General features: G+C 43.6%; 13 protein-coding genes. 3 read left to right on the forward strand and 10 right to left on the reverse strand.

Annotation, left to right across the window (positions count from 1 at the left end):
• The first annotated feature begins 206 nt into the window (after positions 1-206).
• Positions 207-911, forward strand: coding sequence for a dipeptidase PepE (gene pepE, locus ISG33_RS07155; protein ID WP_195732790.1), 705 nt, complete (start codon positions 207-209; stop codon positions 909-911).
• Between the two features lie 27 nt (positions 912-938).
• Here the strand turns inward: pepE and ISG33_RS07160 are convergent, their stop codons facing one another.
• From ISG33_RS07160 to bioB, 5 genes are all read right to left on the reverse strand, one after another.
• On the reverse strand, positions 939-1481 hold the full coding sequence (locus ISG33_RS07160) for a YaeQ family protein (protein ID WP_195732791.1): 543 nt from the start codon (positions 1479-1481) through the stop codon (positions 939-941).
• 110 nt (positions 1482-1591) lie between these two features.
• Positions 1592-2287: a dethiobiotin synthase gene (gene bioD, locus ISG33_RS07165; RefSeq protein WP_229333480.1), complete on the reverse strand. Its 696-nt coding sequence runs from the start codon at positions 2285-2287 to the stop codon at positions 1592-1594.
• A gap of 18 nt (positions 2288-2305) precedes the next feature.
• A complete protein-coding gene (locus ISG33_RS07170; protein ID WP_195732792.1) occupies positions 2306-3214 on the reverse strand; it encodes a methyltransferase domain-containing protein in 909 nt (302 codons plus the stop codon).
• Positions 3211-4464 (reverse strand): aminotransferase class I/II-fold pyridoxal phosphate-dependent enzyme, encoded by a 1254-nt coding sequence (locus ISG33_RS07175; RefSeq protein WP_195732793.1) that lies wholly within the window; start codon positions 4462-4464, stop codon positions 3211-3213. The genes ISG33_RS07170 and ISG33_RS07175 overlap by 4 nt, the downstream gene beginning before the upstream one ends.
• Complete coding sequence (gene bioB / locus ISG33_RS07180) at positions 4464-5588, reverse strand: biotin synthase BioB (protein ID WP_195732794.1); 1125 nt, start codon at positions 5586-5588, stop codon at positions 4464-4466. Before bioB ends, ISG33_RS07175 begins: the two co-directional genes overlap by 1 nt.
• A 193-nt stretch (positions 5589-5781) precedes the next feature.
• Here bioB and bioA point away from each other — a divergent pair, with 193 nt between their 5' ends.
• Positions 5782-7062 (forward strand): adenosylmethionine--8-amino-7-oxononanoate transaminase, encoded by a 1281-nt coding sequence (gene bioA / locus ISG33_RS07185; RefSeq protein WP_498043311.1) that lies wholly within the window; start codon positions 5782-5784, stop codon positions 7060-7062.
• 20 nt (positions 7063-7082) lie between these two features.
• Here bioA and ISG33_RS07190 read toward each other — a convergent pair whose 3' ends face one another.
• The 5 genes from ISG33_RS07190 to ISG33_RS07210 form a co-directional block, all read right to left on the reverse strand.
• The gene (locus tag ISG33_RS07190) at positions 7083-8468 is read right to left on the reverse strand and encodes a sigma 54-interacting transcriptional regulator (RefSeq protein ID WP_305040886.1); all 1386 of its coding nucleotides are present in this window, start codon (positions 8466-8468) and stop codon (positions 7083-7085) included.
• Positions 8465-9064, reverse strand: coding sequence for a hypothetical protein (locus ISG33_RS07195; RefSeq protein ID WP_195732796.1), 600 nt, complete (start codon positions 9062-9064; stop codon positions 8465-8467). Before ISG33_RS07195 ends, ISG33_RS07190 begins: the two co-directional genes overlap by 4 nt.
• Positions 9061-10506 carry a sensor histidine kinase gene (locus ISG33_RS07200; RefSeq protein ID WP_195732797.1) on the reverse strand — a complete coding sequence of 482 codons (1446 nt, stop codon included), beginning with the start codon at positions 10504-10506 and terminating at the stop codon, positions 9061-9063. Before ISG33_RS07200 ends, ISG33_RS07195 begins: the two co-directional genes overlap by 4 nt.
• Before the next feature lie 99 nt (positions 10507-10605).
• Positions 10606-10887 carry an EF-hand domain-containing protein gene (locus tag ISG33_RS07205; protein WP_195732798.1) on the reverse strand — a complete coding sequence of 94 codons (282 nt, stop codon included), beginning with the start codon at positions 10885-10887 and terminating at the stop codon, positions 10606-10608.
• 340 nt (positions 10888-11227) lie between these two features.
• A complete protein-coding gene (locus ISG33_RS07210) occupies positions 11228-11647 on the reverse strand; it encodes a hypothetical protein (RefSeq protein ID WP_195732799.1) in 420 nt (139 codons plus the stop codon).
• Between the two features lie 213 nt (positions 11648-11860).
• Between ISG33_RS07210 and asnS the strand changes: the two genes are divergently transcribed.
• Positions 11861-13258, forward strand: coding sequence for an asparagine--tRNA ligase (gene asnS, locus ISG33_RS07215; RefSeq protein WP_195732800.1), 1398 nt, complete (start codon positions 11861-11863; stop codon positions 13256-13258).
• Positions 13259-13713 lie beyond the last annotated feature (455 nt).

Genomic DNA, 13713 nt, shown 5'->3' on the forward strand with positions numbered 1-13713 from the left:
TTCCTTTGAAAACGACAAGTATGAGCTTTATTTAGCGTGCGCAAATAATACCTAAGATCAGCTTTAATTGCAGTAAACAATTGCCAGAAGCGAGTAGATTTGGCTAATTATGGGCGCATCACTAGCCCGAGGGATAAACTCTTGATACCATCCTCGGCACAAACTCATTGCAAAAATGCTCATGTATCAACAAGGAAAGTATCAAAATGCTACAGCTCGCCAAGGTTCTTATGCTAAGCAGTTCACGAAAAGGTGATGAGGCCTATCTAGGCCATGCCAAGAGTATGATTGCTACACATCTCAAAGGGGTGAAAAAAGTCGTCTTCATTCCCTACGCTGGGGTAAGCATTTCATGGGATGAATATACAAGTAAAGTGCAAGAGGCATTGCCACAGTTCGACATTACAGGAATCCACACTGCCGATAAACCAAACCTAGCCTTAGAAAACACCGAGGCAGTGATGGTTGGTGGTGGAAACACTTTTCGCCTTTTGCATGAGTTATATCGTCGGGATGTGTTCAAAACCCTTCAAGATAGAGTATCGCACGGCTTGCCTTATGTCGGCTGGAGTGCAGGCTCTAATATTTGTGGTAACAGCATCAAAACGACAAATGATATGCCTATAATTGAACCTGCTTCGTTTTCAGCACTCGGCTTCATCAACGCGCAATTGAATCCTCATTACAGCAATTATGTGGCGCCAGGTCATAATGGCGAAACAAGAGACCAACGTATTGCGGAGTTCTGTGCCCTTTACCCCGACGTTCCAGTGATAGGTATTCAAGAAGGTTCCGCGCTACTAAGAGACAAGGGAAAATTAAGCTTGCTGGGTGATTTAGATGCCACCATCTTCATCGGTACTAACAAGCTGAGCATTGATTCAGCAAGTGATTTGACAGCGTATTTATAAGACTGTCGAACACTATCAAACTCAAATTTATTGCAGCGCTGTTACGCTTAAGTCAATTTGGGCACTGGCAGTACTCACCGATATTGTGCCCTCGCTGATGGTAATTGACCACGACGGCGTTCGCTCTAGTTCGTTCGCTAGGGCTTTGATTTGTAACCAATCAAATGAAAGTATGTGCAGTGCCAGCTCTGAAAACAACGCTGAAGTTTGTCTGAACCACACATCTGATTTAGTATTAAAACTGTACACAAAGGTCTCGTTGGCTTGCCGGCATGCTTTTTTCAATCTGTCATAGCTTGGCTCACCAACATCAATCCACTCTTGAATTTGCTCGTCGTAGCCCTTACGCCAAATAGCTGGCTCGTCTGCATCACTGAGGCCTTTGCTGAAACACATTAGCTCATCGCTATCCTTGTGTGAATGTATGCAAAAGGCTAAGAGTCTCGCTACCATCCTTTCTTGGCTTTCCGATGGATGCTGCGCTAGCGTTAATTGAAGATTGGGATAGTGATGATTATCCAAATCTGCCAGCGCTATATTAAACTTAAAGATGGTGGGCTTCAGTGCCATTATATTTTTACCATTGTTTATTCACTATTTTTGCCTGCTTCGTTTGCATCAAGCGCAGCACTAATAAGAACGAGTCTAGTTTGCAGCTATTGATAAGGATTCATTTGCTTTTATCTAACGGCAAGATCGAGTAAGCGTTGATGTGGACGCGTAAATTCCTGAGCATTATAAGCCAGCTCAGCCAACAGTGGTGCTCTTATAGCTGCTCTTAGACTGAGTAAGTTATCATCATAATATATCATGTCTTCATCAATCCGATTGGCTATCCAACCAACAATATTGGCACCATCGCGCTTCATTTGCTCATAGGTGAGTAAGGCATGATTTAAACAACCCAATTTCATACCGACCACTAAAATCGTTGGTAATGAATGACTTACAACGAAATCAGATAAGTAAGCAGCGTTACCCTTTTCATCTGCGAAATTCAGCGGCAAGCGCCAGCCACCAGCCCCTTCAATCAAACTAAACTGGTAGCTTCCCTCGCGAACGCTAGCATAATGCGCGTCAAGTTTGGCTACACTGAGATCATAGCCAACTTCCTTTGCCGCAATATGCGGGGCGATAGGCGGCTCAAACGCAATTGGATTAATCGTTTCATATTCCAATTTAACACTTGCTGCTGCTTGCAGTGCCAACGCATCGTCATTGCGTAACTCGCCAGAGTTCTTGTGGCATCCTGCAGAAATAGGCTTGAAGCCAGCTGTACTGATGCCTTGTGCATTGAGCATTTGCAATATCAATACGCTTACATAGGTTTTGCCAGCATCAGTATCGGTACCGGTAATAAATACTGTTTTCATCATTTTTCTCTTTGTGACAGCTTAAGTTGCTGATGCACCTATGCTCAAAAACAATAGATCATAACTGAGCGGATAGCCTTGCGCATGCTGACTCATTTCTTGCTCAAGGCCCTTCAACTCTCGTCGAGTAATACTGGCTTGGCACATGCTTTCGTTATTAGGACTTTGCTTGGTTGCAGCACCAACTGATTTAAGCGACTTAAGCATTGCTAAGGCATCGGGATGGTAATCGACAAAGGTCTTAGTATGATGCGTACAAGCTGCTGCTGCGTTAAGCCAATCTTGTTCAAGATGGAAGCTATTTACCCGAGATGGAATACCAAGTGCATGATATGCCTTGTGTAGCTCCATCATCGACGAGCCAAGCATAATAGCTAAAAACGCTTTTCCCTTTGGCGCTAATACCCGCCTTATTTCTGCAATTGCAGCGCTTGGCGACTCACACCACTGCATTGCCATTGAAGAATACACAAGGTCGATACTTTGCGATGCTAAAGGCAAGTGCTCAGCATCAGCCGCTAACCAATGTAATGACCTTGAAACCAATCTATTATGATTAAAGCGCTCAACTTGAGCGCTTGCGATATCGAGCATTCCGAGCGATATATCTAGCCCTATTGTTGTTTCTGCATAGCTTGCTAGCGTTGCTGTGTTTATACCTGTGGCGCAGCCTAAATCCATCGCTTTGGGAAACTGTGGTTGATTCACATTGCCTTGCGAGCCACGCCCAAGAATTAGCTGCTGATCGAGTTCATCAAACAGTGCCTGGGCAACTCTCTTTTGAACGCGTGCATGCGCATTGTATTGATTTGCGGCTTTGGCAAAATTGTTCGCGATAAGCTGCTTATTGTCATCAACCATTCTTTGCCGCGCTTTTTTACGAATAGTAGAGTCGTGGGTTGCAGCGGCTATTTGTTGCACGGCGTTCATGCTTGGCTGCCCTGCTGCATGCATATAGATAACGCATCAACCAACGCGGTAATGTCTTTTTCTTGGTGTAAAGCACTGATAGTAATTCTTAATCTATCACTGTGTTTAGGGACGGTTGGTGTTCTTATTGCGTTTACCCAAATTCCAAGCTCTTTTAGTGCATCTGATAACGCCATGGCACGAGCGGGTTCGCCAATAATGATAACTTGTATCGGGCTTTCTGAGTCAGGCAATACTATGCCTGCGTTAGCTGCCAAGCGCCTAAAGAGTGCAATGTTAGATGCTAAGACTTCTCGCTCTCGGCCCATCCTCATAATGGCAAAACTGCAACGAGTCGCTCTTGCTACAGCTGCAGGAATGGCAGTAGAGTAAATATAATGCTTGGAAAAATTCAACATATAATCGATCAAGGTCTGTGTGCCAGCTACAAAGGCTCCTTGTGTACCGATTGCTTTACCGAAAGTAGCCATAAGGATGTTTACATCGGTAGCATGCCCATTAGATGCACTAACATCACAGCTTCCCATGCCCTGCTCTCCTACGACACCAAGTGCGTGTGCATCGTCGACTAACAGCCACGGCGTTTGTTGCGATTGATCACTGGCTTGATGCAAAAGGTCACAAATTGACGAAAGACTACCCTGATCGCCATCCATACTGAAAACACCTTCGGTAGCAATTAAGCGGTGCATTATTGTCTTGTCTGCTGTTTCTGTTGCTGCCGCCTCCTGCTTATGCAGTATTGCCCTTAGATGTTCAATATCATTATGCTTGAAGCGACTAAAACTGAGTGTTTTTTTGGCCATGCTGGTGTATGTAGCACTTTCAACAAACGAAGCATGCATGAACTTATCAGCAATAATGTGTTGCTGTTCAGCTCCCACATCGTGTGAAAACAGGGCAGTACAGATTGCTTGATTGGCAGCAAAGCCACTACTAAACAGAAGCGCCGCTTCTTTGTTGGTATGCTCGCAAATATCATCCTCAAGCAGGCGATGTTCTTTTGAATATCCGGTGACCACGGAAGATGCAGAACTGCTTGCCCCGTAAAGACTTAATCCCTCTGCATAACTTTGCAGAATATCGGGATGTTGGCTCAAACCGAGGTAATCATTGCTTGAGAAATTGATGTAATGAGCACCATTAACTTCAATCACGGCTTGATGATTGCTATCTATGCTTACTCGCTTGCGATGTAACTGCGCTTGATGACGAGCATCCAGCGCAGACTGCATGAACTCAAAAGCCATTAGTTAACACTGGTAGCAGTAGATTTTCCTTTAGATGAAGTTGATGCCGCCGCATCCACATAAAGTGACTCGTTTTGTTTTTGTGCAATCTCTTCTGTTAACGCTGCTTCAAAGGCTTCATCCGAATAATCTTTTGTTTGTTTAGAGTTGATACCCAATTTCTTAAACAGCATAACGTCTTCATGAGTTTCAGGGTTTGACGTCGTCAATAGTTTACAACCGTAAAAGATAGAGTTCGCGCCCGCCATGAAACACAGCGCTTGCATTTGCTCATTCATTGATTCACGTCCGGCTGACAGGCGCACAAAGGACTTTGGCATCATAATCCTTGCGATTGCAATAGTGCGAATAAACTCAAAGGGCTCTAGATCTTTTACTGAATCAAGGGGCGTACCTTCAACTTTTACCAACATGTTAATCGGTACACTTTCCGGATGATGGTCTAAGTTTGCCAATTGAACAAGTAATCCAGAACGATCGTCGCCGGTTTCGCCCATACCTACAATGCCACCAGAGCAAACGTGCATACCTGCCGCTCGAACGTTATCTAAGGTATCAAGGCGGTCTTGATAAGTACGCGTCGTTATGATGTCGCCATAGTATTCAGGAGAAGTATCAAGATTATGATTATAATAGTCCAAGCCAGCCTGCTTTAATGCTAAAGCTTGGTCTCTCGACAACATCCCAAGCGTCATACAGGTTTCAAGCCCTAGCTTTTTCACTTCCTTAACCATTTCAGTCACATAAGGCATATCCCGATCTTTTGGATTACGCCATGCAGCGCCCATGCAAAAACGTGTAGAGCCAGCAGCTTTTGCCTCTTTTGCTCGCTCAATCACTTTGTTGATTTCCATCAAGCGTTCTTTTTCGAGACCAGTATCATAACGAGCGCTTTGTGGGCAGTATTTGCAATCTTCTGGGCAAGCGCCGGTTTTTATTGATAACAAGGTGCTTACTTGCACATAGTTCGGGTCAAAATGCTCACGATGCACTGTCTGCGCCTTAAATAACAGGTCATTGAAGGGCAATTCATAAAGAGCATTAACTTCTTCAATCGTCCAGTCATGACGAAGGATAGAAGAAGGTGATGAAGTTGTTTTAGCGGCTGAGGAGTCAACAAACATAACGTTTCCAATTGGCTTGTAAGTTCATTGCGAAGGTCAATTCGGTCTAGGGCAAAATATTGCTATTAGATGCCAACCTAAGAACTGATTACGACGCGATTTGCTTTACTATTATTTTAATGTCCTCTAGTCTATGCGCAACGCCCAACTTGTCAATGTTATCAAACACACAAAGTACACTAAAGGTTATTTTTTGAACAATATTGAATTCGACAAACGTCATATTTGGCACCCTTACACTTCAGCTACCCATCCGCTTCCCTGCTATGAGGTGAATGGCGCAGATGGCGTACATCTGTCGTTGGAGACTGGAGAACGCTTGGTTGACGGCATGTCGTCGTGGTGGGCAGCAATCCATGGTTATAATCATCCATCACTCAACAAGGCAGCACATGAACAAATCAATGCCTTTTCTCATGTCATGTTTGGTGGCATTACTCATCAGCCTGCTGTCGACTTGTGCCGAAAGTTAATCGGCATAAGTCCAGACGGTTTAAATCGAGTATTTCTTGCTGACTCAGGTTCTGTTGGCGTTGAAGTAGCAATCAAAATGGCGTTGCAATATTGGGCTTGCCAAGGGCGTGCGCAAAAGTCGAAACTGCTTGCGCCTCGAAACGGTTATCACGGCGATACTTTTGCTGCAATGTCGGTTTGTGACCCGGTAAATGGCATGCACAGCTTATTTCAAAAGAGTTTAGTACAGCACCATTTTGCACCTGCACCACAAACGCGTTTCGATCAAAGCTGGAATCCTGACGATATACTGCCAGTGAGAGACATTCTTGAGCAGCACCATCATGAAATTGCAGCGCTTATCCTCGAACCTGTTGTGCAAGGCGCCGGAGGCATGCGCCTATATCACCCGCAGTATGTGCGCGAATGCAGAAAGCTATGTGATGAATTCAATGTATTACTCATTTGCGATGAGATTGCCACAGGTTTCGGTCGCACCGGAAAACTTTTTGCTTGCGAACATGCCGAGATTAGCCCCGATATTTTATGCTTAGGTAAAGCGCTCACTGGGGGGTATTTAACAATGGCTGCAACCCTTTGCACAGATGATGTCGCCGAGGGTATTTGCGCTTCCGAACCTGGCGTTTTCATGCATGGGCCTACATACATGGGAAATCCATTGGCATGTGCAGTAGCAAATGCAAGCCTAGCACTCATAATGCAAGGAGACTGGAAGAAGCAAGTTATCGCGATTGAAAAACAACTTAAAAGTGACTTGCTTCCTCTGGCTGAGCTTAACAGTGTGGCTGATACCAGAGTATTAGGTGCAATTGGTGTGGTAGAAATGAAACAAGCTGTTGACGTTGCCAAAATTCAAGCCTGTTTTGTGAAAAAAGGAGCGTGGATACGCCCCTTTGGTAAGCTCATTTATATCATGCCGCCTTTCATCATCAAAAGTAATGAACTCAAGCAGCTCGTTGATGCAATTGCTTATGGTATTAAAACGCTGTATCCAAACTAAGCGTCAGCTTGAAAGCAATGTTATTTTTGACCTCTGAAATCTGCAGCAGTTAAGCCATGTTTTTTCAAAAGCTTATGCATGTCGGTTCGATTTCTTCCAGCGAGATCTGACGCTCGGGTAACGTTGCCATCGGCAAGCTGCAACAAACGACATAAATATTGATATTCAAAAGAATCTCGAGCCTCTGTTAATGTTGGCCAATTTTGTGACAGTTCTGATAAGGCTTGCTCTACCAAACTCAAGGAAATCACGGGAGCTTGTGTTAACGCAACGCATTGCTCAACAACGTTGACAAGTTGGCGCACATTTCCCGGCCAATCGCTAGTGACTAATTTCTTGAGTGCGTCGGGCGCAAACTGAGTCACGCGCACACCATGGCGCTGCGCACTCTGTTTTAACAAATAATCAGTGAGTAGAGGAATATCCTCGAAACGCTCTTTTAAAGAGGGAATACGTAAATTAACCACATTGAGGCGGTAATACAGATCCTCACGAAAACGATCCTCTTCCATCTCTTTTTGCAGATCTTTATGGGTCGCCGATATGATGCGAACATCTATGTCGATATTGGTTGCGCTTCCAACTGGTCTCACCGTTCGCTCTTGTATCGCTCGCAGTAGCTTTACTTGCAAAGAGGTTGGCATATCGCCAATCTCATCTAAAAACAAAGTGCCACCGTCGGCCTCACGAAATAAGCCAGTTGACGATTGCACTGCACCTGTAAAGGCACCTTTAGTGTGACCAAATAACTCCGATTCTAGAAGGTTTTCGGGCAGTGCTCCGCAGTTTATGGCAACAAAGGGTTTATTCGCCCTATCACTGGCTTTATGGATCGCCTTAGCCAATAACTCTTTACCCGTTCCGCTCGCCCCGTTGATTAATACGCTGACATTTTTGTCGGCAATACGGTGAGCTTGATGCAGTACCTTGGTCATTTCAGGTGCCCGCGTTACGATGTCTTTGCACCAATCACCCAATTGAGAGCTCGGATTCTTCTGCGTGGCTCTTTTAAGCACTTTACGAAGTTCATCATGATCAATAGGTTTGGTTAAAAAGCCAAAGACGCCTTTTTGAGTGGCAGTAACGGCATCCTTGATGGTGCCATGCGCCGTCATTAGAACAACAGGAAGGTCGTTATAACGATGCAGAATTTCGTCGAAAAAGCTCAAGCCATCTAAGCCAGGCATGCGGATATCACTCAATACCACGTCAAATTTGTTGTTAAACATAAGGCGAAGTGCTTGAGTCGCATTTTCTGATGACGTAACGTCATAGCCCTCGCCTTGGAGTCGAATGGTTAATAGACGTAATAAGTTTTCATCATCTTCGACCAACAGTAATTTTGGTTGGTTTTGATTCGACACCTTGTTTTGCTCTGTGCTTTCCATTATTTGCGCTTGTGTCATTTGTTATCACTCCTATTTTCATTAACCATCGAGGCTTCAATATCTAACAATTGCTCGACCTGTTTACGCTGAGTTTCTATTTGTTTATTTTTTTCTTCAATTTGAACTTCTTGTGCGCCAATCGTTTTCGCCTGTCGGCTATTTACTTGGCTAAGGATCGTTATCGCCGACTCCAACTCTAAGAGTTGTTGGCTATGCTGAAAGACAATGACCTCAAGAATTTGAGTCATACCTTTATCGGTAAAAGTCTGTAACTCCTCTATCCAGCCTTGTGCACGTAAACGATTACGATAAGGCGTATCGTCGCTTTGAATAAGCAATATTTTCTCAAGCAGCGACTTTGGGTCATCCCCCAAGGCCTCTATCATTTCGATTCGAGCTGGCCAAGCAATCGATGAGGCTTGAATTATTTTTTCGGCCCAAGTATCCAATTTACAATATTCTTGAAACACTTCCATGGTCTCGGGAGACGAACAGTATGCCGTTGTCTTCAATTCGACAACTTCTGGTTCAGCTTCGGCATTTATCAATGAGTCGTGCAAGAGCTTGCAAGACGACAAAGACATTAGCGCAAACAAAACGAATAAGACTCTCATTGTTCATCCCTTTGAGGTAATTTAATTCTAAAACACACCTTTGCGTAATCAACTTCAACAATCGCTACGGTGCCCCCCAATAAACGAGCACAATCGGAGACGATTGAAAGGCCTAATCCTGCCCCAATAACTCTATCGTTACGCATAAACTCGCCACGTTTGAAGGGCTCAAAAATAGTTTTACGATCATCTTCTGAGATCCCGTTTCCATGATTGGCAACATCGAGAACGTAATCATTATGTTGCGCGTAAAGGTGTAAGTAAATGCTTGTACCTTGCGTGCCATGAGCAACGGCGTTTGAAATTAAGTTATCAAGAATACGCCTGAAAAGCTCTGCATCAGATACGATGTGTTGAACATCATTACTAATAGTGCTCTTAATATCGCATTTTGACTGTTGTAGTGCCAAGCCATTTTGAGTGAGACACTCATTTACAATTTGCTTTACGTCGAGTTTTTCAAAGGAGGGTTCAGCTTGTTGCAAAAGTGCGTTGTAGTCGAGTAACTTTTCTATCAGCAGGTTCAGTCTAACCGTTGAAATTTGAAGCAAGTTAACCACTTCTTTCTGCTGGGTATTCAGATCACCCACCATTTCTTCGGCAAGAAGAGCACAACCCTCTTTAAAACTCGCTAAAGGCGTTTTTAGTTCGTGGGATGCGTGACGGAGCAAAGCAGTGCGAACCTTTTCGAGCTGCTGTATTCTTTTATGCAATAAAAATAGGTCTTTTTCTACCGCAATGAGCTCTCTTGGGCCGTTAGATGACTTAGCTGGAAGTTCATTTTGGTTCTCGGCAATTGCAGCAATAATATTTTTCAATTTGTTGACAGGCTTCGTGATCAGCTTAGCCGCAAACAAAATAAGCAATAAAGACAATAAAGCTAAGGCAGCCGTTGACCAAGCCTGCTTTTGACGCAGTGCCGTCATATAATTTTGTTGCTCTGCAACACGATTGTCTACCGATATGTTGACGTCTTCTGTAAGAGCACTAATAGCCTGTTTAAATGAAGCCAAATGAGCATCAAGCAAAAGCTTATCGGTCATCGATGCATAGTTGCCTAAGTGCACCAGTTGCTTATGAAGTTGCCCACAAGCTGCCGAATCAACCAATTGTTGGCAAAATGGCGCGAGTTGATCTTTGAAAAGAGCAAGGCTATCGTCGTTTAGTTGCTTCAGAGTGGCGTTTGGCAACACAAAGTGTTGGCGCATGAGCCTCTCTATGTCCAATGCTTGGCCTTCAAGTTTACGCATTGTACCCGCTGTTTTTACAAAAAATTGCGTTTCTTTAACGATGGCATCGTTGAGTTTGGCAAGGTCATTTTGGGTTTGCCACAACAGCGCCAATAAAGGAATAAGCGCCACTAAAAAGCTACTTAAGATAAGTTGTTTAAGAGAACGGATTTGCACGACTGACGCTACTTTGAAAACGGTTTGGTCAAGCATTACACAGGCAACCGAGTTCAGCAACAAATGAAGTTATATTTAGTGGAATAGGAAGGGCCCACACATCCGTGTATTGAGCCATAAAGAGAAACAAATAATTTAGTCCTTGGCTTGCGCCGCGATGTGGGCATCCAGCTCGTCTAGACTCAAGAAACCATCGTCGTTCGTATCAATTTTGTTAAAATTTTCCAGCAGGTCTTTGTCACTTACCGCCTCACGAAGTGAAATAAGCCCGTCTTGATCATGATCCAAGGCGGTCATCAGACTCTCTTGTGCGTTTGCAGCATTTGCGACTAGCAATGCCAACACGCCCTGAACTAGCATAATGGACAACGCTAGTGTCATCATTTTTTTGAAATCGGAAAATTTAAACTCAGCCATCTTGCACCCCTACTTTTTTATTTTTTTAATATTTTGAGTGCATTAAGCAATTGTTTGTGACGCTTTGGGCACTCGACGATGATACTGTTTCATCTACGGTGACAATGCAGTTTCCGCGCCAACAAAAAATAGCCATATATTTCATTAACTTATGACATATAGGAAGAAAACAGACGGCAAATGTGTCGCAAATAACAGACTAGATATGTGAGCACTTGCAAAAACATAAGGGAAATAAAAAATTAAACTATATTTTCAATCACTTAGCATAAAAGAAAGGGTGTAGCGAATAAACGACAACAAGGTAACTCCGACGCAATATGTAGTGGCAGAATAAGCGCTAGACCATTGTAGTATAGAGGGTAATCAAACTAATCGTAGCAATAGTGAGTAGGATAAATAGATTAACGCCAAAGCTATCTGTTTTTCTGCGGTTACGGCGAAAGCGCATGATAACCGCAATAAAGCTTAGTCCTAGGCAAACTTGTAAGGTCGTAAGTAAGCCTTGAACGTGGGCTTCGGACCAATATATTCGTCCTTCAACACCCCAAAACTTCTGCACACCACTCACAAACTCAGGGCGCGCATAGTGAAATAACACGAGGGCAACTAGCAGTGATATCCAAGCACAAATATTAAGGATAACCATAGCACGATACAAAGGTTCTTTTTGCGATGGCACTTGTCTTCTATCGACAAAGCCAAGCGGCTCAGCTCCACCACTTCGTCCTGCAACTATTTTTTTATTTTTATCGCGCATATCGTCCTTTGCCTACTGTTATCCAGCGCAGAGTTAAGTATACTTACTAGCTTACTTAATTTTAACCACTGGCGCCTGAAGTATTATGTGTACAAACATATAATAAACATAGCTCACAATAAAGATGTTGTTTACAACATCGTTTTATTGTTCAATCGCTTCGCCTAAGTTGAACATTTAAAAACAATTATTTTATATGCCACGGAGAAACATATGACATATGCACCAGTCGCCGACGTATTGGCTGGCAAATATGGTGTCGAAGACACTGTGACTATCAAAGGTTGGGTGCGCACCCGCCGTGATTCTAAAGCAGGTTTATCATTTATAAACGTACACGATGGTAGCTGCTTCGACCCGATTCAGGTTGTTGCCGTTAACACCTTAGAGAATTACGAAGAAGTTACTCGCCTCACGACCAGTTGCTCTGTGGCCATCGTTGGCACTGTAAAAGCTTCTCAAGGTAAGGGCCAAGCCCTTGAAATAGAGGCAAGTTCGGTAGAAGTGCTTGGTTGGGTCGAGAATCCTGATACCTACCCTATGGCAGCAAAACGTCACAGTATCGAATATTTACGAGAGCATGCTCATTTGCGTCCGCGCACCAACATCATTGGCGCTGTCACCCGCGTTCGTAACTGTTTGTCTCAAGCAGTGCATCGCTTTTTTCACGAGCAAGGCTACTTCTGGATAAGTACACCAATACTTACCGCGTCGGATACTGAGGGCGCTGGTGAAATGTTCCGCGTGTCTACCCTCGACATGATGAACCTGCCCAAAGATGAGCAAGGTAATGTAGATTACAAAGAAGACTTTTTTGGCAAAGAAACATTTCTGACTGTCTCCGGCCAACTCAACGTTGAAACTTACTGCTCTGCAATGTCTAAGGTTTATACTTTTGGTCCTACATTCCGGGCAGAAAACTCTAATACTAGTCGTCACCTAGCCGAATTCTGGATGATAGAGCCGGAAGTTGCTTTTGCGGATCTTTCAACGGTAGCTCAGCTTGCTGAAGACTTGCTAAAATATGTATTCAAAGCAGTGCTAGAAGAGCGCCCCGACGATATGGCTTTCTTTGCGCAACGTGTGAATAAAGAGGCAATTACACGCCTTGAAAATGTCGTGGATTCTGAATTTGTTAGAATGGACTACACCGACGCCATAGAAATACTCAAAAATTGCGGTAAAAAGTTTGAATTCCCAGTTGAATGGGGAGTCGATTTGTCGTCAGAACACGAGCGCTATCTTGCTGAGGAGCATGTTGGGGCACCAATCATCATGCAAAATTATCCAAAAGACATTAAAGCCTTTTACATGCGCATCAACGATGACAACAAGACAGTTGCCGCAATGGATGTGCTTGCGCCTGGCATAGGTGAAATTATTGGTGGCTCACAACGTGAAGAGCGACTAGAGGTATTCGATCGCCGTTTGGCAGAAATGGGCTTAGAACAAGAAGATTATGCTTGGTATCGCGATTTACGCCGTTACGGCACCGTGCCACATGCAGGTTTTGGTTTAGGCTTTGAACGTCTTGTGGCCTACGTTACGGGCATGCAAAACGTTAGAGACGTAATTCCTTTCCCAAGAACGCCTGGAAACGCTCAATACTAAAAAAAGAGGCACGCCATTTTGGTGTGCCTCTGCGTGATGCTCATCGCGGTTGTCTCAACAAACACAATTAATTAAGCGACAAATACGACAAAGCGGACAATTAATAAACTGAGAAAAAGAAGCGTGGACTATTTTCTCTATGTTGCTATAAAACAAGGATAAACTTACAAAATAAGTAAGCTTTTCCTTGTTACCACTGAGCTCCAAGCCAAATACGGCTTATCGAAACAACAGTAGCGAGCAGTTATAGCGAGCCTTTCTTGCAGCTTAAACGCAAACTAGTCAAAATATTTAGACTGATAAAAGCGTTAAATAATCTCGAAAATTCATTAAAATAAAACAATAAAAATCATCAAGTTAACATTAGAAATAAAAAAGACACTCCCTTCATCATTCGATAAAAATTGACATTTCTTTCTGTAAGCATGTTTTTACCGAAATACAACAATCCAAAT

This window comes from Marinibium conchae (genome assembly GCF_015595035.1).
GTDB lineage: Bacteria > Pseudomonadota > Gammaproteobacteria > Enterobacterales > Alteromonadaceae > Glaciecola.

Excerpts from the sequence above, each read along its gene's own strand:
- pepE (WP_195732790.1), top strand. The coding sequence starts at position 207 with ATGCTACAGCTCGCCAAGGTTCTTATGCTAAGCAGTTCACGAAAAGGT.
- ISG33_RS07160 (WP_195732791.1), bottom strand. The coding sequence starts at position 1,481 with ATGGCACTGAAGCCCACCATCTTTAAGTTTAATATAGCGCTGGCAGAT.
- bioD (WP_229333480.1), bottom strand. The coding sequence starts at position 2,287 with ATGATGAAAACAGTATTTATTACCGGTACCGATACTGATGCTGGCAAA.
- ISG33_RS07170 (WP_195732792.1), bottom strand. The coding sequence starts at position 3,214 with ATGAACGCCGTGCAACAAATAGCCGCTGCAACCCACGACTCTACTATT.
- ISG33_RS07175 (WP_195732793.1), bottom strand. The coding sequence starts at position 4,464 with ATGGCTTTTGAGTTCATGCAGTCTGCGCTGGATGCTCGTCATCAAGCG.
- bioB (WP_195732794.1), bottom strand. The coding sequence starts at position 5,588 with ATGTTTGTTGACTCCTCAGCCGCTAAAACAACTTCATCACCTTCTTCT.
- ISG33_RS07190 (WP_305040886.1), bottom strand. The coding sequence starts at position 8,468 with ATGACACAAGCGCAAATAATGGAAAGCACAGAGCAAAACAAGGTGTCG.
- ISG33_RS07195 (WP_195732796.1), bottom strand. The coding sequence starts at position 9,064 with ATGAGAGTCTTATTCGTTTTGTTTGCGCTAATGTCTTTGTCGTCTTGC.
- ISG33_RS07200 (WP_195732797.1), bottom strand. The coding sequence starts at position 10,506 with ATGCTTGACCAAACCGTTTTCAAAGTAGCGTCAGTCGTGCAAATCCGT.
- ISG33_RS07205 (WP_195732798.1), bottom strand. The coding sequence starts at position 10,887 with ATGGCTGAGTTTAAATTTTCCGATTTCAAAAAAATGATGACACTAGCG.
- ISG33_RS07210 (WP_195732799.1), bottom strand. The coding sequence starts at position 11,647 with ATGCGCGATAAAAATAAAAAAATAGTTGCAGGACGAAGTGGTGGAGCT.
- asnS (WP_195732800.1), top strand. The coding sequence starts at position 11,861 with ATGACATATGCACCAGTCGCCGACGTATTGGCTGGCAAATATGGTGTC.